Origin of the sequence: Pseudomonas sp. CFBP 13719 (assembly GCF_014842095.1) — a bacterium.
GTDB lineage: Bacteria > Pseudomonadota > Gammaproteobacteria > Pseudomonadales > Pseudomonadaceae > Aquipseudomonas.
In genome coordinates, this window is the sequence record NZ_JACYVB010000001.1 from 278447 (window position 1) to 299131 (window position 20685).

A 20685-nucleotide genomic window follows, 5' to 3' on the forward strand; every position below is an offset into this window, starting at 1 on the left:
TCCGCGGTCACCATTGATGGACGGGTATCAATCACTTCGCGGCCTGCAGCGCTTTTCGAAACATTCGGTTTCAAATAACTGCGTCTGAAACTCATTTGGTTCTTGTTCTCATTCTTGTTTATCCAGTGCAATAGCCGCCATCCAAATCCGTGGCCACCTGTTCACTGGATCCGGAACCTGCTCGTCAGGCGACCGGCTTCGTGAATCGAGAACGTTTTCCCATGTCCAAGAAATCCCGCTCGAAAATCTGGTTCCTGGTGCACAGCTGGTTGGCCCTGCCGATCTGGTTTTTCGTGCTGATCGTGTGTGTGACCGGCACCCTGGCCGTGGTGAGCACCGAGATCATGTGGCTGATCAACCCGGAAATGCGCGCCAACAAACCGTCCGACGACGCCCAGCCGTTGAACTACGACCAGTTGGTGACCGCCATCGAACGCGATCATCCCGAATTGCGGGTCAGCAACCTCATTCACCCCGATGGCGACTACTTCGCCGTCAATGCCAGTGTCACCTACCCGGACGGCCGCTCGCCCACGGTCTATGTGAACCCCTATACCGGCGTGCTGCAAGGGGTCAGCCCGGCGTTCGACTTCCCGGCCTTCACCCGCGCCCTGCACGGCTGGTGGCTGGTGCCGTTCACCAACGGCTTCTCGTGGGGCTGGTACCTGGTATCGTTCCTCGGCCTGCCGCTGCTGGTGTCCTTGATCACCGGCCTGGTGGTCTACAAGAAGTTCTGGAAAGGCTTTCTCAAGCCGACCTTGCGCCTGAACCAGGGTGCACGGGTGTTCTGGGGCGACTTCCACCGCCTCAGCGGTGTCTGGTCGATCTGGTTCATCGCCGTCATCGCCATCACCGGCGTGTGGTTCCTGATTCGCGCCATCCTCTACGACAACCAGATCAGTATCTCCAGCTATTCGCCGGTCACCTCGGTGATCGCCCGGGCCGACGTACCACTGGTGGCCGACGGCACGCCGGCACCGATGATCCCGGTAGAACAGGCGATCGCCGTGGTCAAGCAACAGGTGCCGGGCCTCGATGCCAGCTACGTGTCGCTGCCGCTCAACGCCTACAGCCCGATGGAGGTGGGTGGCCGCAGCTGGTACCCGCTGATGTTCCAGACCGCCAGTATCAACCCCTACACCGGGCAGTTGATCAGCTCGCACCTGCTGGGCGACCGCAATGCACTGGAATTCGTCACTGAGTCCATGCGCCCTCTGCACACCGGTGACTTCGGCGGGCTGTGGATCAAGCTGATATGGGCCTTCTTCGGTCTGCTGCTGAGCATGATGGTGCTCAGCGGCCTGATGATCTGGAGCAAGCGCACCGCCCTGGCCACTGCCCAAGCGTTCAAGCGCGGCGCCCGCCACGAAACCGCGCAGACGCCCACCGGCAGCCTGCACCCGATTGCCCACAAGACCGCGGAGCGCAGCCTGTGAGCCGAGTCCTCAGTGCCCCCTCGCCTTCGCCCCTGTCGCGTTTCTGGCGCAAGTGGCGGTTCCACATCAACGTGCTGCTGGTGTTCATCCCGCTGAGCTTCATGCCGCACTATTTCGCCGAGAACGCCATGGATCGCGGCGACAGCGGCCTGGGCGAGCGCACGGTAGGCGACATCGCCGTCGGGCCCTGGAGCCTGACCCTGGCCGAACGTCGCATCGAAGGCCCGACCGCCGAAAGCGGCCAGGACATCAAATACTTCACCGCCGCCCTGTGCAAGGCCTGCGTCGATCAGGTCAAGGCTACCTACCTGCGCATCGGCAAGCCCCGCAGCCTGAGGGCTGCGGGGGTGATCTTCTTCGGCAGTGGCTACCGCATGTTCGCCGGGTTGCCGGTGCCGGCCAAAACCGAAGCCGATGCTCAGCTGTGGATCACCATGGAAGGCTGGGACGGCTCGATGCACCAGACCTCCATTCCATTGAGCCAGGCCTCACCCGCTACGGTGGCCTGGCTGAACCGTCAAGGAACCTGACCATGACCCGCGTTTCATTCATCCGCTGGCCCGCCCTGGCACTCGGGCTGCTCGCTGCCGCCTGCAGCGGCGTGGCCCTGGCGCACAACCCGATGTGCGAATGCAAGCAGATCGACGATCAGCAGATCCGCTGCACCGGCGGATTCTCCGATGGCAGCGGCGCGCCGGGGGTGACCCTGGACGTGGTCGGCTATGACGAAAGCATCCTGGTACCCGGCAAGCTGGGCAGCGATTCGACCGTGACCTTCAAGCGTCCGGATGCCGAATTCTACGTGCTGTTCGATGCCGGCCCGGGCCATGTGGTCGAGATCGACCAAGCCGACATCGAGGCACCATGAGCACGCCCGTCACGCACATCGTGCGCCCTGCCGGAGCAGGCCATGAAACCCTGTACGTCGGCCTGCTGTGCCTGTTCATCCTGCTGGCAGCGGCCGGCGTCGTGTCCTGGCACGGGGTCAGCCACGAAGCCGTCGCGGTACCGTCCCATCAGCTCGATGCCAGGCGCGACCTGAGCGCCGCCGAACAGGGCATCTACGCCGATCTGCGAGTGACCCTCGACGAGGTCCGCCTGCTGGCCGAGGAACAGTCCGATCCGGTCACGCCGGCGCAACTGGCCGACGAGGGCTTCCCACCCTTCGCCCAGGACGCCAGCTCGGTCAGCCGCGGCAGCCATGCCTGGCAGATGGTCCAGGGTGCCTACCTCGGCCTGAGCCGGGCGCCCGAGGTAGCGGGCTCGTTCCTGCTGCGCGTGAACGGCCCGGACGCCGATGTCTGGCTCAACCGCGCACCCTCCGCCAGTGCGCCGGCGCAGCTGGATGACAAGTCGCTTGCCGATACCGGCTGGCAACAGGTCATCGCCCAGTTCGACACCGGTGTCACCCGCCAGCATCGCCATTGAATACGCCCTCTTCACCAGGATTCTTCATGCCCAGATCTATCGCCCGCCGTCCGTTGCTGCGACTCCTGTCCGTTGCCGTGCTGGGCACCCTGCTCACCAGCACCGCCTGGGCCGCCGACGGCAAGCCGTTGCGTATCGGTATCACCTTGCACCCCTACTACAGCTATGTGGCGAACATCGTCGGCGACAAGGCCGAAGTGGTGCCGTTGATCCCGGCCGGGTTCAACCCCCATGCCTACGAGCCCCGCGCCGACGACATCAAACGCATCGGCAGCCTGGACGTGATCGTGCTCAACGGCGTTGGCCACGACGACTTTGCCGACCGCATGATCGAAGCCAGCGAGAAACCCGATATCCACGTGATCGAGGCCAATGCCGACGTGCCGCTGCTGGCAGCCACTGGCACGATGGCGCGTGGCGCCGGCAAAGTGGTCAATCCGCACACGTTCCTGTCCATCAGCGCCTCTATCGCCCAAGTCAACAACATTGCCCGCGAGCTGGGCAAGCTCGACCCGGACAACGCCAAGTTCTACACCGCCAATGCCCGGGCCTACGGCAAGCGCCTGCGCACGCTGCGCGCCGACGCCCTGGCCAAGCTGACCCAGGCGCCCAACGCCGAGCTGCGGGTGGCCACTGTGCACGCAGCCTATGACTACCTGCTGCGCGAGTTCGGCCTGGAAGTGACCGCCGTGGTCGAGCCGGCGCACGGCATCGAGCCCAGCCCCAGCCAGCTGAAGAAGACCATCGACCAGTTGCGTGAACTGGACGTCAAGGTGATCTTCTCGGAAATGGATTTCCCTTCGACCTATGTGGAAACCATCCAGCGCGAGTCGGGGGTGAAGATGTACCCCCTCTCGCACATCTCCTACGGCGAGTACAGCGCCGACAAGTACGAGAAGGAAATGGGCGGCAACCTCGACACCGTGGTCCGCGCCATCCAGGAGGCCGGCGCATGACGGCGGCCGAACCGCTCGCGCTGGCCCGCTGCGGGCCTGCCATCGAATTTGCCGAGGTGGGCCTGGTGCTGGGCCGCACGCTGATTCTCGATCAGGTCTCCTTTCGCGTGGCCAGCGGCAGCGTGCACGCGCTGGTCGGGCCCAATGGCGGTGGCAAGAGCTCGTTGATCAAGACCCTGCTGGGGCAGATGCCTCACCATGGCCAGCTGAGCCTGGAATGGCCGGGCAGTGCCGGAGTGATCGGCTACGTACCGCAGGCACTGGAATTCGACCGCGGCCTGCCGATGACGGTAGACGATTTCATGGCTGCCATGTGCCAGCGTCGGCCCGCCTTTCTCGGCCTGTCGAAACGCTATGCCGGGGCCATTGGCGATGCGCTGGAGCGCGTCGGCATGCAGGACAAGCGCAAGCGGCGCATGGGCGCGTTGTCGGGCGGCGAACGCCAGCGCGTGCTGTTGGCGCAGGGCTTGATCCCGGCGCCGCAGCTGTTGATCCTCGACGAGCCCATGTCGGCGCTGGACGAAGCCGGCATCCAGGTGTTCGAGCGGCTGTTGCTGGACTGGCAGCAGGCTGGCATTACCGTCATGTGGATCGAGCACGACCTGGAAGCGGTCAAGCGTCTGGCCGACCACGTCACCGGGCTCAATCGACGCGTGCTGTTCGACGCCAAGCCAGCCGATGCACTGACGCCAGACCGGCTGTTGACGCTGTTCTCCACCCATCCACGCGCCGGAGGCCTCGCCTGATGGACTACGAACAGTTCCGCCTGGCCATCCAGGGCTTTGCCTCGGACGGCTATCTGCCTGCTGCACTGGCCTACGGTTTCGTGGTCAACGCCTTGATCGCCGGGCTGCTGATCGGTCCGGTACTGGGTGGGCTGGGAACGCTGGTGGTGGTCAAGCGCTTTGCGTTCTTTTCCGAAGCGGTGGGGCATGCCGCGCTGACCGGCGTGGCCATCGGCATTTTGCTCGGCGAACCCTACACCGGCCCCTATGGCAGCCTGTTCGGCTACTGCCTGTTGTTCGGCATCGTACTCAATTACCTACGCAATCGCACCGGCCTGGCGCCGGACACGCTGATCGGCGTGTTTCTGTCGGTTTCGCTGGCCCTGGGTGCCAGCCTGCTGTTGACCCTGGCCGGCAAGATCAACGTGCACATCCTCGAGAACGTGCTGTTCGGCTCCGTGCTGACCGTGAACGGCAACGATCTGCTGGTACTGGCAGTGGTCGGTACCCTGGTTCTGAGCCTGAGCCTGCCGCTGTACAACCGCATCATGCTGGCCAGCTTCAATCCGCAGCTGGCCGCCGTGCGCGGGGTGGCGGTGAAAGCACTGGACTACCTGTTCGTGATTCTGGTGACGCTGATCACCGTGGCAGCGGTGAAGGTCATCGGCGCGATCCTGGTCGGTGCGCTGCTGGTGATTCCGGCAGCGGCGGCACGGCTGCTGAGCCAGTCGCTCAAGGGCTTCTTCTGGATCTCGGTGATCATTGCCACGGTGAGCACCCTGTGCGGAATCCTGTTGCCGATCCTCTTCGATCTGCCGGTGCCTTCCGGGGCCGCCATCATCTTGGTCGCAGGCATCGCCTTCGCTCTCGCCGCCATCGTCCGCGGCACCTTGCCCAGCCTCAAAGGGAACATCGGATAAATGCCTACTCTGCGCAAACTGACAGCGGCCCTGGCCCTGTGTGCGGCGCTCGCCCCTGCGATCCAGGCGGCGGAGCCGGTGAAAGTCCTCGCCAGCCTGCCGATCACCTACGGCCTGGGCCAACTGCTGCTCAAGGACAGCGGCGTGCAACTGCAACGCGCGGCCGCTGCCAACCTGCCCGGCTCCCGGCAGAATGCCTATTTCACCGGCCGCGGCGCACAAGCCCTGGCCGGACTGGCCGGCTCCGCCGATGCGGTGATCGGGCTGCGTTCGCTATGGCCGGACGATTCCCTGTACCCGCTGGCGCGCCGCAGCAACATTCGCATCGTCGAGATCGACGCGGCGCGCCCGGTCGACGGGGTGCTGCCTGGTATCGCGGTACAGCCGGGCGTGGGCGGACTGAACAGTCAGCCGTGGCTGTCGAGCAACAACATGGGGCGCATGGCCGATGTCATGGCTGCCGACCTGGTACGCCTGGCCCCCACCGCCAAACCACGGATCGACGCCAACCTGGCCGCGCTCAAACAGCAACTGCTCAAGCTCAGCGCCGACAGCGAGGCGCGCCTGGCAAAGGCGGACAATGTCAGCGTGGTCAGCCTCAGTGATCGCTTCGCCTACCTTGCAGCCGGTCTCAATTTGGACACGGTGGCCACCCAGGTGCTCAACGACGAACAATGGGACACCGCGCAGCTGGAAAGCCTGAGCATGACGCTCAAGGACAACGACGTAGCCCTGGTCATCGACCATCGCCAACCGCCCGAAGCGGTCAAGGCGGTGATCACTGCCGCAGGCAGCAAGCTGCTGGTGCTGGCCGAGGAAAGCGACGACCCGATCGCCGACCTGCAGGCTCACATGAGCGCCGTCATCCAGGCCCTTTGATCCTTCCCTGCCGTAAGCAGGCTGCGGTTTCCGGGCCTGCTCGGCAATCACTTTCCAAGCCCCTCCCCCTCCCTTCGCCGATATCCGATTCAATCTTTTCCCGACCTGGCCGAGAACCTGTCAAAGCCCCACGGAATGAATGGACACTCATGCGTAACAATCAGCCTATCACTCAGCGCGAACGGACTTTTCCTGCCCAGCAGCGCCTGATTTCTACGACCGACACCCAAGGAATGATCACCTACTGCAATGATGCTTTCGTGGAGATCAGCGGGTTCACCCGCGAGCAGCTGATTCGCGCGCCGCACAACACCGTGCGCCACCCGGAAGTACCTTCGGCGGTGTTCGAGCACATGTGGGCGACGTTGCGTCAGGGCCTGCCGTGGATGGGCATCATCAAGAACCGTTGCGAGAACGGCGACTACTACTGGGTCAACGCCTACGTCACCCCGGTGCTTGAAAACAAGCAGGTGGTGGGTTACGAATCGGTACGGATCAAGCCGACGGCCGAGCAGATCCGCCGTGCCCAGTCGCTTTACGAACGCTTGAACAACGGCAGATCCGCAGTACCCGGCCGCGATCGCTGGATGCCGGTGCTGCAGAACTGGCTGCCGTTCATTCTGGTCAGTCAGGTCGGCTTCATGATCGGCACCTGGCTGGATACCTCCTGGGGTTTCGCCCTGGCCGCCGGGCTGTCGCTGCCACTGGGCCTGATGGGCCTGAGCTGGCAGCAGCGCGGTATCAAGCGGCTGCTCAAGCTGGCGGACCAGACCACCTCGGATCCGCTCATCGCGCAGATGTACACCGACAGCCGGGGCGCCCAGGCGCGCCTGGAAATGGCCATTCTGAGCCAGGAAGCGCGCTTGAAGACCTGCCTGACCCGTTTGCAGGACACCGCCGAGCACCTGACCGGTCAAGCCCGGCAATCCGATGCCCTCGCGCACCAGAGCTCCCAGGGCCTGGACCGTCAGCGCCTGGAAACCGAACAGGTGGCTGCTGCGGTGAACCAGATGGCGGCCACTACCCAGGAAGTGGCCAGCCATGTGCAGCGCACTGCCGACGCCACCCAGGAGGCCAACCGCCTGACCAGCCGCGGTCGCGACATCGCCGGCGAAACCCGCGAGGCGATCCAGCGCTTGTCGGTGGTCGTCGGGGAAACCGGGCAGACCGTGACTCAGCTGGCCAAGGACAGCGACGAGATCGGCGGCGTGGTGGATGTGATCAAAGGCATCGCCGACCAGACCAACCTGCTGGCGCTCAACGCGGCCATCGAAGCGGCACGCGCCGGCGAAATGGGCCGCGGCTTCGCCGTGGTCGCCGATGAAGTGCGCCAACTGGCGCAACGCACCAGCGAGTCGACCGGGCAGATCCACGGGCTCATCGCCAAGCTGCAGCAGACCGCCAACAATGCCGTGCAGACCATGGATGCCGGCCACCGTCAGGCCGAGGAAGGCGTGGCTCGCGTGCTGGAAGCCGACAAAGCGTTGATCGGCATCAGCGAGGCGGTCGCCAACATCACCGACATGACCACCCAGATCGCCGCAGCCACCGAAGAGCAAAGTGCAGTGGCCGAGGAGATCAGCCGCAACATCACCACCATCTCGCACCTGGCCGATGAAACCAGCGAACAGGCGCAGAACTCGGCACTGCTCAGTGAAGAGTTGACCAAGACCGCCAACAGCCAGTACTCGCTGGTGGAGCGCTTCAACCGCTGAGCGACCCTCGCCCTGGCGGCCAAGCCTGCATGGCTGGCCGCCTGTCGGCCAGGCGTGTCAGGACAGGAAAGCCACGATCCGGTCAGCCGCGGTCTGCAGATGCTGGTCGTGGCTGAACCCGGAGGACTTCAAGGGTTTGAGGTCATGGTCGGCGGCGCTGAGCCAGTACAGCTCGATTTCCTCCGACAACTCATAGCCTGCCACTGTCTCGCAGTTGCCCAGCGCATCGCGCTCGCCTTGGATGATCAGGGTCGGTGTGCGCAGGTCGGCCAGGTGTTCGACTCGCGGTTTTTCCGGCTTGCCGGCCGCGTAGAAGGGATACCCCAGGCACACCAGCGCATCGGCGCCCAATTCGTCCGCCAGCAGGCTGGCCATCCGTCCGCCCATGGATTTACCCCCCACTGCCAAGGTGCCCGTCACCAGCGGTCGCACCAGGGCATAGGCCTGTCGCCAGCTTTCCAGCAGGCTTGCCTGCGGACTGGGCGGACGCTTGCTACCGCCGCTGCGGCGCTGGGCCATGTAGGGAAACTCGAAGCGCACCACGCTGACACCGCCAGCGGCCAGGCGCTCGGCCATGCTGTTCATGAAGGCACTATCCATCGGCGCGCCGGCTCCGTGCGCGAGGATCAGGCACGGCGCCTGCGCGCCGGTCTGGGCCGGGTTCCACAGCCAGCCGTTGTCTTGCATGCGTTGGGTCCACTGATCTTCGCTCATCATCCTTCCGTCGACATTTGGCACTATTGGCGAGTTACAGACTCTGAGGCAAAACGCGGCACAGGAAAAGTGCCCGGTGCGTGATGGCGTACACTGCGCCAGCCTGCAGGTACGGCTCTAACCTCCACATACTCTTTGATCTTTTCGCGAAGGATAGCGATTCATGAACTTCGACTGGCACAGTGCGCCCATCACCCGTTACACCCCGCTGGACAGAGGCTACCGCAACACCCAGAACGTGCGGCGTTTCCTGACCGAGGCGTGCGGCCCCAACTTTCATTTCGACCGTCCTTTCATGGCCTGGCTCAAAAGTGGCCAAGCCAAGACCATGGGTCAGGTCGCGGACCACTGGAACCTGATGCATCGGCGCTGACGCAAAGCGGTGGCCAGGGTGCGAAACGCTGCTTTAATGAGTGCAACCCTCACCGCTTGGTGTCTTCCTATAGGAGTGCCCGATGGATCGTCTCAGTGCCAAGGATTTTTCCCCAGAGTTACTGGAACTGTACGACTTTTATGCCCATGGCAAGATCAACCGCCGCGAGTTCCTCGACCGCGCGGCGCTGTTCACCTTCGGAGGACTGACCGCAGGCGCGTTGCTGGCCAGTCTGAGCCCGAACTATGCATTGGCCCAGCAGGTGGAATTCACCGATCCGCAGATCGTGGCCGAATACATCACCTATCCCTCGCCCAACGGCCATGGCCAGGTGCGCGGCTATCTGGTGCGGCCTGCGCAGGCCACCGGCAAGGTGCCAGGCGTGGTGGTGGTGCATGAGAACCGCGGGCTCAACCCCTATATCGAAGACGTCGCACGGCGGGTCGCCAAGGCTGGCTACATGGCCCTGGCCCCGGATGGCCTGACCTCGGTCGGCGGCTATCCAGGCAACGACGACAAGGGCCGGGCGCTGCAGGAGAAGGTCGACCCGACCAAATTGATGAATGACTTCTTCGCCGCGATCCCTTGGCTGATGGCGCATGAAGGTGTGTCCGGCAAGGTCGGCATGACCGGCTTCTGCTATGGCGGCGGTGTGTCCAATGCGGCGGCGGTGGCCTATCCCGAGCTGGCGTGCGCGGTGCCGTTCTATGGCCGTCAAGCCGACGCCAAGGATGTAGCGAAGATCAAGGCGCCGCTGCTGCTGCATTTCGGCGAACTGGACACGCGCATCAACGAAGGTTGGCCCGCGTACGAGGCCGCGCTCAAGGCGGCAGGCAAAACCTACGAGGCGTACATCTATCCCGGCGCCAACCATGGTTTCCACAACGATTCGACCCCGCGCTATGACAAGGCCGCAGCCGACCTGGCCTGGGAACGCACGCTGGGCTGGTTCGAAAAATACCTGAGCTGACGTAGAATGCCGGCCCTTTGCAGCCGTGATCCTTGCCATGAACGCCGACGCCCTCGCCACCTTGCACCAACACCTGCTTCAAGCCCTCGCTCGGCCGCCGGTTGAAACCCGTCGGTTGTTTCACGGCCGCGGTCGGCGCTGGCCGGGGCTGGAGCAACTGACCGTGGACTGGCTGCAGGGCATCGTGCTGGTGTCGTTGTTCAAGGAGCCGCTTGCCGAACATCTGGCAGGCTTGCAACAGCTGCTTGCCGGCCTCGCGCAGCAGCCAGCCTGGGCAGCCAGCGGTGCGCGCGGTCTGGCGCTGCAGCACCGCTATCTACCCGGCAGCGACGTGAACTGGCTGATCGGCGCTGCGCAAGAGCAGGTGATCCTGGTCGAGAACGGCCTGCAGTACCGCATCGACCTGGGACGTAAACAGAACAACGGCTTGTTTCTCGACATGCGCCACGGTCGCGACTGGGTACGCGAAAACGCCCAGGGTCGACGTGTGCTCAACCTTTTTGCCTACACCTGCGGGTTCTCGGTGGCTGCCATCGCTGGCGGCGCGGCCCATGTGGTCAACCTCGACATGTCTCGCGCCGCCCTCACCCGAGGACGCGAGAACCATCACCTCAATGGCCACGACCTGGGCAAGGTCAGCTTTCTGGGCCACGATCTGTTCAAGTCCTGGGGCCGGGTCGGCAAGGACGGTCCGTACGACATGGTGATCGTCGACCCACCGTCGTTCCAGAAAGGCAGCTTTATGCTGACCAAGGATTACCAGCGGGTACTGCGCCGCCTGCCGGAACTGCTCAGCGAATCGGGCGTGGTGCTGGCGTGCATGAACGACCCCGCGCTGGGCCCTGAATTTCTCGTCGACGAGCTGCGCCGCGAGGCACCGACGCTGCGCCTGCAGCGGCGCCTGGACAACCCAGCGGAGTTTGCCGATATAGATCCGGCCAGCGGCCTCAAGGCAATGGTATTCGCGCGGGAGTGATCAGCGAATCGTACAGGCGCAGGCCCTAACATACCGTACGGCGACTGGCCATCTTAAAGATTGAACAATTTCACGCCGCGGGCGAACAAAGTAAAGGAGAGCCACCGGGAGGTGAGAGTCCCGGCGGCTCGGGTGACACATCGAATGAAACCCTTGAGAGGTATCCGCCATGTCAGCGCAGGAATATAACACCATCCGCCATACCCCTGTCAGTGCGTTGGGCTCGATCCCGGCCAGTCAGTTGATCGCTTTCGTCGAAGCCTGCCGTCCGTTGGTGCGCGACGCGATCCTGAATGCCAGGTTGACTCGATGAGCCTGCTGGTTGTGAGCAGCCCCGCCATGGCGGGGCTTTTTCATGGCCGCAGAACAGGTTTCAGGGCTGGCGCTGCGTGATCAGCGTGCGCACGCGCTCGCTCAGTGCTTCCAGGGCGAACGGCTTGGTCAGGACTTCGGTGCAGGGCTGCAGATGGCATTGGTCCAGCGCCAGGTTCTGCGCGTAGCCAGTGATGTACAGCACCGGCAAACCAGGGCGGGCCGTCCGCCCCAGTTCGGCCATCTGTCGACCATTGAGGCCGCCGGGCAGGCCCACGTCCGTCACCAGCAAGTCGATCCGCGCTGCCGATTGCAGCAGCGCTTGTCCCTGGACGCTGTCGCCGGCTTGCAGGACCACATAGCCGAGGCTTTCCAGCAGTTCGGCCACGGAACCACGCACCGAGGCTTCGTCGTCCACCACCAGCACGGTCTCGCCGCTGCCACCGAGGTCGATGGGCGCCTGGCTGGGCACGACCGCTTCTGTCTCGAGGCATGCGCAATGCCTGGGCAGGTACAGGCTGACCGTCGTGCCAAGCCCCGGCCGTGACTGGATTTTCACCAGTCCACCGGATTGCCTGGCAAACCCGTAGATCATTGATAGACCCAGGCCGGTGCCCTCGCCCACCGGTTTGGTGGTGAAGAACGGCTCGAACACCTTGGCCATGACCTCCTCGCTCATCCCCGAACCGTTATCGGTAACGTGAACCACCAGGTATTCGCCGGCCTGTACTTCATGATTGAACGCATCGCTGTGGGGCAGCCACTGATTGGCGGTTTCGATGCTGATCCGCCCACCTGCCGGCATGGCATCGCGGGCATTGATACACAGGTTGAGCAAGGCGTTTTCCAACTGGGTCGGGTCGATCAGCGCCGTCCACAGATTCTGGGTATCGCGCACGCTCACCTCGATGGAAGGTCCGACCGAACGCCGCACCAGTTCTTCCAGGCCGTGGATCAGCGCGTTGACGTCGGTAGGCACCGGGGCCAGGGTCTGTCGACGGGAGAACGCCAGCAGCCGGTGGGTCAACGACGCGGCGCGCTTGACCGCCCCCTGCGCCACGTCAAGGTAGCGTTCGAGGTCATCGGTACGGCCCTGTTTCAAGCGCATGTGCATCAATTCGAGGCTGCCGGACAGGCCCGCCAGCAGGTTGTTGAAGTCGTGGGCGATCCCTCCGGTAAGCTGGCCCACTGCCTCCATCTTCTGCGCCTGGTGCAACGCCGCCTCGGCTTTTTCCCGTTCGGCAATGGCGATGCGCACGCGCTCTTCCAGGGTCTGATTGAGTTCGCGCACCGCAGCTTCGGCCTTCTTGCGCGCGGTAACGTCGATCGAGGAGCCGATCAACCCGATGACTTCGCCGTTTTCGTCGAGCAGGGGGGTCTTGAGCGACAGCCAGGTCGCCGCCGTACCGTCGGCCTGGCGTACTTCTTCTTCCACCTCCTGCGTGTGCCGGCCTTCCATGATGCGCCGGTCGGTTTCCATGATCACCCGGGCCTGGACCTTGTCTTCCAGAAACTCCACATCGGTGCGGCCGATGTACTGCTCGGGCGGTTTGCCGATGAGTTCGGTGGTGCCTCGATTGGCAACCAGCATCCGCCCCTGGCGATCCTTGGCGTACACCACACCTGGCACCGCGGCGGTGAAGGTGCGCAGCAGGTGAGTCATGCGATCGCGCTCGGCCTCGGCGCTGCGGCGTTGCTGGATGTCCAGCAGCACCCCAGGAAACCGGTGCGGACGGCCCGCCTCGTCGAATTCGACGTGGCCGTTGGCTTCGATCCAGCGATAGCTGCCGTCGCTCTGCAGCACGCGATACTCGCAACGGTAGTGACCGCCGTTGCCGAGGGTTTCGAACACGGCGGCTTCGACCCGTGGGCGATCCTGCGGATGGACGCTGGCCATCGCTTGTTCCAGCGGCAGGCCCTGGGCACACACCTTGCCGGACAGACCGAAGGTGCGGGCGAAGCGCTCGTCGGCACTGAAGTGGTCGGCCGCCACATCCCACACCCAGGTGCCGACGATGGCCCCGGTATCCAGAGCCAGCTGCAGGCGCTCGGCTGCATCCTGGGCAGGTGTCTGCTCAGGTACGAAAGGGTCGCGAAGGTGTTCGGGAGGCTGGGTCGGCATATCGGCTCGCAGCGGAACGCAGGGTGCCCTGATGGTGACGTCGGCGTTTGGGTAATACAAGCCTGCGCGAGGCGAAATCCGTACACGGTTGCAGATGGACTGCGGCAGATTCTGCGTGGGAACGGTCGGTGGCCGCGAAACGGACGCTGCGGTGCGCCAGACGATCCGCGGCGCTCATTTCGCGGCCACTGACCGCTCCCACGGAAACCACCGAAGGCGCCACCCGTCCCTGTAGCAGCGGCGCGAGCCGCGTCCGGCAACCCCGCGCAACTTCAGACAACCCCTGTAGCAGCGGCGCGAGCCGCGTCCGGCAGCCCCGCGCAACTTCAGACACGTCGCCTGAGCAGATAACTGTCCATGATCCAGCCATGCTGGCTGCGCGCCTGCTGCCGCGCATCGGCAATGATCTGCGCCATTTCATCCAACCTTCCGGACAGCAGCACTTCATCGGCCGTACCGACATAGGCCCCCCAATAGATATCCAGATCCTGACCGACCAGCGCCTTGAAGCTGTCCTGTGCATCGAGCATGACCACCACCGTGTCGACCCCTTCGGGCATCCCCGCCGCCAGGCGTCGACCGGTCGTGATCTGCACGGCACCCGCGATGTTGTTGAGGGTGATGCGGTGCGCTGCGGTCAGTGCCTGAATACTGGTCACCCCGGGAAACACCTCATACTGCACCGCTCGTGCGCCGTCGGCAGCGATCGCCTCGACAATGCGCAGCGTGCTGTCGTACAGCGACGGATCGCCCCACACCAGAACGCCCGCGCACTCCCCGTCCGCCACTTGATCATCGAGCAACCGCTCGAAGGCCGCCTGCTTGCGCGCGTTCAGGGTATCCACCGACGTCCGATAGTCCGGCCCGGCCGGACGCTCGGGCTGCCGAACCTCGACCACCCGATACGCCCCAGGCGTTGCATGAAGCTCGAGGATTTCTTTGCGCAGGGCATTGAGCTTGCCCTTGTGATCGCCCTTGTCCATCAGGAAGAACACATCGACCCGCGCCAAGGCACGCGCCGCCTGAACCGTGATGTGCTCTGGATGACCAGCGCCGATGCCGATGATGAGGAGTGTTTTCAAAAGTGCTCCGCGGACAGTTCACCACAACGCGCCTATGGCAGTGCCGATGCAGGCCCCTCTTCACACCTGGCGCATGCCAGACCTTACAGCGTCCGTTTCAAGGTGAATACGGGATTGCGCGAATTGGCACAGTTTCAGCTGTCCCCGCCCTTTCGGTCTTGACACGTATGAGCATCTGCTACGAATGCCTGTGATGATCGACGGGCAGGCGCATTGCACGCCCGCCCTCTCGGTCACCGGATCACAGCGACCATTTCAACGAGAACATCAGGTTGCGCGGGTCGCCGTAGGTGCCACTGCCGGTGGCGGTAGGAATACCCTGCCAGTACTTCTCGTCCAGCACGTTGTTGAAGTTGACGCGGGCGTCCCAGTGTTCGTCGAAGCGATAGCCGGCCATCAAGCCCAATACCGCGTAGGAGTCCTGCTCGGCATGACCGGTTCCGACACGACCATAGGTCGCACTCTGCGCCAGCACGTCGGCACCGATACGCAGCCGGTCCAAGGCACCTTCGAACTGGTAGGTCGTCGCGGCCTTGAACAGATGCTTGGGCTGATTGGGCGCGAACAGATTGCCCTTCTCGTAGGTACGGTCTTTCACGTACTGGCTGAGTACCAGGGTATAGGCGGCCGAGAACTGCCAGTTGGGCGTGAAGGCGCCACTGATCTCGGTATCCAGACCACGGCTGCGTACCTCGCCTGCGGCCTCATAGCAGGTGCGGTTAGTGGCTCGGCAGCTGGCCGGCTGATCGGGAATGACATAGGCGCGGTTCTGCTGAGTCATGTCGAACATGGCCACGGACGCATTCAGGCCGCCATCGAAGTACTCGCCCTTGATGCCGATCTCATAGCTTTCGCCGGTCATCGGGTCGAGCACCGTGCCGTCGACATCCTGCTGCGTCTGCGGCTTGAAGATTTCGGTGTAGCTGGCATAGACCGAGTAGGTGTCGTTCAGGTCGTAAACGATGCCGGCATAGGGCGTGACTTCCTGGGTCACCTTGTAATCACCTATGCCCGAGCGGTTATCGTAGTCATACCAACTGACCCGGCTGCCGACGATGATGTGCAGCGGGTCCAGCGGGTTGAAACGCGCGGCGGCGTAGACGCCCTTCTCAGTCGCCGTGTTCTTGCTCTCATAGAGGCGATAATCGCTGCGAGTGCGCGAAGGCTTGGCAATGACACCCGGATCGAAGTTGTAGATATCGATGGGCGTGGAGTCATTCCAGTAGCCACCGGTCTGGTCGAACTTCTCCTGGCGACGGCTCGCACCGACGGTCAGCTGATGCTCGCGACCGAACAATTGGAACGGGCCAGCCAGCGAGGCATCCACGTTGGTCTGCACGTCGGTGGTGTCGTAGGCGCCCGTCGCCTGCCCGTACACGCCATTGCGGGGTGCCGTCAGATAGCTGGAAAAGGTGTTGGACTCGGCCCATATCTTCGCAGCCGCGGCCTTGGCGGTCCAGCCGTTGTCGAAGCGGTGGGTGACGTCGGTGAACACGCTGACGTTGTCTCGATCCCAGTAAGCCCAATCGTTGCTCAGGAAGGTTGAGCGCGACAGATGCAGGTCTTCGCCATTCGGACCGGACGGCAGGCTGCCCCAGTCCGAAGTGGCGTCATCGCGCTGCTTGGAAGCCCCGAGGGTCAGAGTGGTCGCCTCGCTCAAGTCCGCTTCGAACACGCCATAGAAGGTCTGGCGCTGTTTTTCGCGCTCGTCGATGTAGCTGTTGTCGTCTTCGTAGGCGGCCACGACCCGGCCCCGCAAGGTGCCGGATTCGTTGAGCCGGTTCGATGCATCGACCTGCGTGCGGTAGCGGTCCCAGGTGCCGGCGCTGGTGGTGATGCTTACCTGAGGGGTGGCGGTAGGACGCTTGCGCACCAGGTTCAGGGTTGCCGACGGGCTGCCGGCACCAGTCATCAGGCCGGTGGCACCGCGCACCACTTCAACCCTGTCGTACAAGGCCAGGTCGGCACCGGCAATGGTGTCCAGAGTGAACTGGCCAATGCTGGTCGGCAGGCCGTCGTACATGATGTTGTCGATGTTGAACCCGCGCGCCTGGAACGCCTGGCGGTCGCCGCCAAACTTGCGCAAGGTGATGCCGGGCGCGTACTTGACCACATCGTTGAGGTCGTTCATGCCCTGGTCGTCCATGCGCTGGCGGGTGATGACGCTGACCGACTGCGGGGTTTCGCGGATCGACAGCGGCAGCCCGGTCGAGGTGCTCATGCTGCCGGTGGTGTAGGAACCTGAGTGTTCGGTAGTGGCCGTACCGGCAATGGAACTGGTGGCGGCCGAGACGGCGGTCGCGCCCAGCTCCACTGCGCCGCCATTGGACGCTGTAGCGGGGGCGGTGACGCTGGCCACGTCGCCTTGCACCGTACCGACCAGGCCGCTGCCAGCCAACAGGCGTTGCAGTGCCACGGCAGGTTCCATCCGACCGGTTACCGAAGGTGCGGTCTTGCCGGCAATCGCCGCCGGTTCGACCAGCACTTGCAGGCCGCTGGCTTGACCCAGCTTGTTCAATGCTTCGCCCAAGGGCTGTGCGGGCAGGTTCACGGCGATCGGCGCAGCCTGTGCCAGGCCGGCGATGGACAAAGAGATGCACAGCGCAACACTGCGCAAAGGAAAGTGATTCATGGCATGACCTCAGGAACCCACACAAGGCGGTCTGCCCCCCCCGGGCGAAGACTCGAATGCGGGCTGTAGGAAGCCGCGCAAACTTGTGTGCGAAACCGCGTCGAACGCGGAAGCGGCGCAAGGCTATGCAAATGTCAAAAAAATGTAAATGATAATTCATGGCACTTGGCAGGCATTCGCGGCTGCCAACCAGAAGCATTGGTCTTTGCCAGCGAGCGTGCAGGCTGAATGAGCGTCGTATGAAGAGCGCAGAGCGTGCGGGCTGCACGATGGAGGGGGGTTGCTGCAGGGGTCGTCGGGATGGATGCCCCAGCAGTGATGAACACCACCGCCAGGGAATTATTACTGGATATGTCTAGCTATTGGCGCAACAGGATCAGCCGCGCGCGGGAAGTTTCCAGTCGGGACGTATGAAATGGCAGGTGTAGCCGTTGGGAATACGCTCCAGGTAATCCTGATGCTCGGGCTCGGCTTCCCAGAAATCACCTGCCGGGGCCAGTTCAGTGACGACCTTGCCGGGCCACAGGTCCGAGGCATCGACGTCGGCGATCGTTTCGAGGGCGACGCGTTTCTGCTCCTCGGTGTTGTAGAAGATCGCCGAGCGGTAACTCAGGCCCACATCGTTGCCCTGGCGGTTGGCAGTGGACGGGTCGTGAATCTGGAAGAAAAACTCGAGGATCTGGCGATAGCCGATCACGCTGGGATCGAACACGATCTCGATGGCTTCGGCATGGGTGCCGTGGTTGCGGTAGGTCGCATTGGCGACATCGCCGCCGCTGTACCCGACCCGCGTCTGCAGGACGCCCGGATAACGACGGATCAGGTCCTGCATGCCCCAGAAGCAGCCACCCGCCAGCAGAGCGGTTTCGGTCTGGACTGTCATATCGATTACCTTCGCTGAATGAACGTGGCCCATTCTAATACAACCGCTGCGAAGGCGCCGTACAGGCCGTCAGAGGTTGGTGAAACGCGCCACTGCCTCTACCACCTTCTTCGCTCCGTCCTGAATTTCGACGATGACGTCACCGGCCTGGCCGGCCAGTTCTACGCCCTGCTCGGCCTGCTGCCTGCTGTTGGCCATGTCGCGCACGGTGCCATCGACCAGCGCCTGGTTCTGCTGCACCACGGCGGCGATCTCGTCGGTGGCGGTGCTGGTCCGACCTGCCAGTTGCCGGACCTCGTCGGCCACCACGGCAAATCCGCGCCCCTGCTCGCCGGCACGTGCGGCTTCGATGGCGGCGTTCAGCGCGAGGAGGTTGGTTTGTTGCGCAATACTGCTGATGGTCTGGATGATCGAGCTGATCAGCAACGATTGCTTGCCCAGCGCTTCGACACCGCTGGACGCGGACTGCATATCGTCGGCGATCTTGCGCATGGTCTGCACGGTGTCGGTCACCACCACCGCGCCACGCTGGGCGCTGATGTCGGTGCTGCGGGAGATCTCATAGGCGGTCTGCGCAGCCTGATTGACCTCGGCTTCGCGTTCGACCTGCTCGGTGACCACGGTGGCGAACTTGACCACCTTGTAGAGCTTGCCTTCGGTGTCGTAGACCGGGTTGTAGGTCGCCTCGAGCCAGATGGTACGGCCCATGCTGTCGAGACGCTTGAAGCGGCCGGCGACGAATTCACCGCGGTTCAGGTTTGCCCAGAATTCGGTGTAGCTCGGCGAACTGGTTTCTTCGCTGTGGCAGAACATGCGGTGATGCTTGCCCTGTACCTGCGCCAGGGTGTAGCCCATGCCACGCATGAACTGCTCGTTGGCCGACAGCACGGTGCCTTTCAAGTCGAACTCGATGACCGCCGTGGAACGCAGCAAGGCGTCGATGAACGAAGCGTTCTCCGCGGCTTTCTCCATGCTCTGGGTGACATCGGTGGCAAAGCACTTGATGTGCATCAGCACACCCGCCGCATTGCGGATGGGCTTCCAGTGCGCATTGACCCAGACCAGGCTGCCGTCCGCCTTGAGGTAGCGATAGTTGTCCGACACCGAGGTGCCCGCTGCCACCGCCGCACGGAAGTTGTTGTAGCACGGCAGTTTGGTCACGTAGCTGGGGACCAACTCGGTCATCAGCCTGCCAATCAGCTGCGCTTCGGTATAGCCCAGGGTGGTGGCGAACAAGTCGTTGCAGGCGATGATGCGCAGCGATGCATCGATGTCCAGGCTGAGCATCTCGTGGGTCATGCCGGCTACCAATTGACGCAATTCCACCAGTTCATCGGCTTGTGCGCTGAGTTGCTGCTTGAGTTTGTTGTTGAACATAAGGCACCGGCATCAGGGTCATGGTCGTGTTATCGGCGGCAATGGCCGAGGGTTTAGCCCTGCATCACAGATGTCTGCCTGCTCGAACCTGACCAACCCCGCTCCAGAGCGCGCCGCCGGGACAATCCACAGAAGCTGTGGATAAGTCAGTGGACAACCCCCCCCTGCCCCTCGCAAACCCATATGGAATGGGGCCTGAAGTCAAACTGTCGATTTTTTCACCAACTCGAAAAGACGTTTTTTTTCATTGACTTGCGTGACTCATACCGAGTAGCCATGATCGACGAGGCACGGTCAGACCGGACAGACACGTCTTCTTGCACTTGCAGTGACAAGGCCTTCGTTTGCGTTTTCTAGGTGGTGATAACGTATTTTTTTGGAATAGCGCTTGCGCGTTTCATAGCTGATGCGATAGTCTTCGACCCGTTAGTACCAAGCTGAAAGTCAATTCAGGTCGACAACCCTGTTCACACGGGCTCGACCAACATGATGGTCTCCAGGTAACGCCCCCCGACTTGCGAACAAGTCCGGCATCAAGCGAATTACTCTGCCCCGACCAACCTACGATTGATCAGGATCTGCATCCAGGGCCCCGAACCTTAGCCCGGAATGTTGCCTGCCCTCCTAAGTACCTACCAGTCAGCCCAACAGCCAAAACGATAAAGCGCTGTTCACTGGCTGTCTTGTTCCAGACAGGTTCTTCGCCCGGCCCAAAGGCCCGCGCTACTGGAACGTTTTTATCGATCACGGCTCCAAGTCGTGACCATTGCAGGAACATACAACAACATGACTCATATCCAGACCCAGGATGCCATCCGCACCCTTACCCACGCCTTCGCTCCGATGAACTGCCTGATCATGGCCGCGCGCAAAGGCTGCTTCAGCTTCACCATCGTCAATGAACACGGTATCGCCCGTCACAGCGAACGCTTGTACCCGGAACAGTACTCCAGTGCCGAACCGCTGCAGGCCGTGATCGACCGTACGCGTCAGGCCCTGGTTGCCTGATCGCTGCAGCGATGCACAACGATGTGCGGTATAGAAAAGCCTCGACCCGTCGGGGCTTTTTCATGCCTGCGATTTGTACCCGCGCGCAGGTCTCTGGAAACTTTGCCGGGTGCAACTGTAAACGCAGATTACAGTTTGCAAGCAGAGCGGGTGAACCGCAGATACCGTCCGTTGTCA

General features: G+C 63.1%; 20 protein-coding genes and 1 pseudogene. 14 read left to right on the forward strand and 7 right to left on the reverse strand.

Translation table 11 applies throughout. The annotated features are described in order from the left end of the window. The first annotated feature begins 221 nt into the window (after positions 1–221). From IFT57_RS01420 to IFT57_RS01460, 9 genes are all read left to right on the forward strand, one after another. A complete protein-coding gene (locus IFT57_RS01420; protein WP_192150083.1) occupies positions 222–1436 on the forward strand; it encodes a PepSY-associated TM helix domain-containing protein in 1215 nt (404 codons plus the stop codon). After that, entirely contained in the window at positions 1433–1966 is a 534-nt protein-coding gene (locus tag IFT57_RS01425; RefSeq protein ID WP_122796895.1) for a thiamine pyrophosphate-binding protein, read from the forward strand. The genes IFT57_RS01420 and IFT57_RS01425 overlap by 4 nt, the downstream gene beginning before the upstream one ends. Before the next feature lie 2 nt (positions 1967–1968). Then, positions 1969–2304 (forward strand): hypothetical protein, encoded by a 336-nt coding sequence (locus tag IFT57_RS01430; RefSeq protein ID WP_122478856.1) that lies wholly within the window; start codon positions 1969–1971, stop codon positions 2302–2304. Then, positions 2301–2864 (forward strand): DUF6162 family protein, encoded by a 564-nt coding sequence (locus IFT57_RS01435; protein ID WP_192150085.1) that lies wholly within the window; start codon positions 2301–2303, stop codon positions 2862–2864. Before IFT57_RS01430 ends, IFT57_RS01435 begins: the two co-directional genes overlap by 4 nt. A gap of 26 nt (positions 2865–2890) precedes the next feature. Beyond that, positions 2891–3820 (forward strand): metal ABC transporter substrate-binding protein, encoded by a 930-nt coding sequence (locus IFT57_RS01440; protein ID WP_192150087.1) that lies wholly within the window; start codon positions 2891–2893, stop codon positions 3818–3820. Continuing rightward, the gene (locus IFT57_RS01445) at positions 3817–4566 is read left to right on the forward strand and encodes a metal ABC transporter ATP-binding protein (RefSeq protein WP_192150089.1); all 750 of its coding nucleotides are present in this window, start codon (positions 3817–3819) and stop codon (positions 4564–4566) included. The genes IFT57_RS01440 and IFT57_RS01445 overlap by 4 nt, the downstream gene beginning before the upstream one ends. Further along, complete coding sequence (locus tag IFT57_RS01450) at positions 4566–5465, forward strand: metal ABC transporter permease (protein WP_446731174.1); 900 nt, start codon at positions 4566–4568, stop codon at positions 5463–5465. The genes IFT57_RS01445 and IFT57_RS01450 overlap by 1 nt, the downstream gene beginning before the upstream one ends. Then, positions 5466–6344 (forward strand): metal ABC transporter substrate-binding protein, encoded by an 879-nt coding sequence (locus IFT57_RS01455; protein WP_122800523.1) that lies wholly within the window; start codon positions 5466–5468, stop codon positions 6342–6344. It abuts the gene before it with no gap. Positions 6345–6493: 149 nt separating this feature from the next. Then, entirely contained in the window at positions 6494–8059 is a 1566-nt protein-coding gene (locus tag IFT57_RS01460) for a methyl-accepting chemotaxis protein (RefSeq protein ID WP_122713002.1), read from the forward strand. 57 nt (positions 8060–8116) lie between these two features. Here IFT57_RS01460 and IFT57_RS01465 read toward each other — a convergent pair whose 3' ends face one another. Beyond that, on the reverse strand, positions 8117–8773 hold the full coding sequence (locus tag IFT57_RS01465) for an alpha/beta family hydrolase (protein WP_244657230.1): 657 nt from the start codon (positions 8771–8773) through the stop codon (positions 8117–8119). A gap of 163 nt (positions 8774–8936) precedes the next feature. On the opposite strand from IFT57_RS01465, the gene IFT57_RS01470 reads away from it, so the two are divergent. The 4 genes from IFT57_RS01470 to IFT57_RS01485 all read left to right on the forward strand — a co-directional run bounded on the left by IFT57_RS01470 (position 8937) and on the right by IFT57_RS01485 (position 11405). Then, positions 8937–9146 carry a DUF6434 domain-containing protein gene (locus IFT57_RS01470; protein WP_192150091.1) on the forward strand — a complete coding sequence of 70 codons (210 nt, stop codon included), beginning with the start codon at positions 8937–8939 and terminating at the stop codon, positions 9144–9146. 82 nt (positions 9147–9228) lie between these two features. Then, a complete protein-coding gene (yghX, locus tag IFT57_RS01475) occupies positions 9229–10116 on the forward strand; it encodes a YghX family hydrolase (RefSeq protein WP_192150093.1) in 888 nt (295 codons plus the stop codon). Positions 10117–10153: 37 nt separating this feature from the next. Beyond that, a complete protein-coding gene (locus IFT57_RS01480; RefSeq protein WP_192150095.1) occupies positions 10154–11092 on the forward strand; it encodes a class I SAM-dependent methyltransferase in 939 nt (312 codons plus the stop codon). Between the two features lie 169 nt (positions 11093–11261). Continuing rightward, on the forward strand, positions 11262–11405 hold the full coding sequence (locus IFT57_RS01485) for a hypothetical protein (RefSeq protein WP_156463138.1): 144 nt from the start codon (positions 11262–11264) through the stop codon (positions 11403–11405). A gap of 60 nt (positions 11406–11465) precedes the next feature. Here the strand turns inward: IFT57_RS01485 and IFT57_RS01490 are convergent, their stop codons facing one another. The 6 genes and pseudogenes from IFT57_RS01490 to IFT57_RS27210 form a co-directional block, all read right to left on the reverse strand. Further along, positions 11466–13526: a hybrid sensor histidine kinase/response regulator gene (locus IFT57_RS01490; RefSeq protein ID WP_192150098.1), complete on the reverse strand. Its 2061-nt coding sequence runs from the start codon at positions 13524–13526 to the stop codon at positions 11466–11468. 326 nt (positions 13527–13852) lie between these two features. After that, positions 13853–14608, reverse strand: coding sequence for a precorrin-6A synthase (deacetylating) (cobF, locus tag IFT57_RS01495; RefSeq protein WP_192150100.1), 756 nt, complete (start codon positions 14606–14608; stop codon positions 13853–13855). A gap of 241 nt (positions 14609–14849) precedes the next feature. Beyond that, positions 14850–17240, reverse strand: coding sequence for a TonB-dependent siderophore receptor (locus IFT57_RS01500; protein ID WP_192150102.1), 2391 nt, complete (start codon positions 17238–17240; stop codon positions 14850–14852). Positions 17241–17616: 376 nt separating this feature from the next. Continuing rightward, a complete protein-coding gene (gene msrA, locus IFT57_RS01505) occupies positions 17617–18123 on the reverse strand; it encodes a peptide-methionine (S)-S-oxide reductase MsrA (protein ID WP_122713009.1) in 507 nt (168 codons plus the stop codon). A 69-nt stretch (positions 18124–18192) separates the two neighbouring features. Beyond that, entirely contained in the window at positions 18193–18744 is a 552-nt protein-coding gene (locus IFT57_RS27205; protein ID WP_446730810.1) for a methyl-accepting chemotaxis protein, read from the reverse strand. Next, positions 18724–19500: pseudogene (locus tag IFT57_RS27210) on the reverse strand (PAS domain-containing protein); the annotation flags it as partial. The gene IFT57_RS27205 and the pseudogene IFT57_RS27210, both read right to left, overlap by 21 nt. Positions 19501–20286: 786 nt before the next feature. Here IFT57_RS27210 and IFT57_RS01515 point away from each other — a divergent pair. Beyond that, positions 20287–20508, forward strand: coding sequence for a hypothetical protein (locus tag IFT57_RS01515; protein WP_122478886.1), 222 nt, complete (start codon positions 20287–20289; stop codon positions 20506–20508). Positions 20509–20685 lie beyond the last annotated feature (177 nt).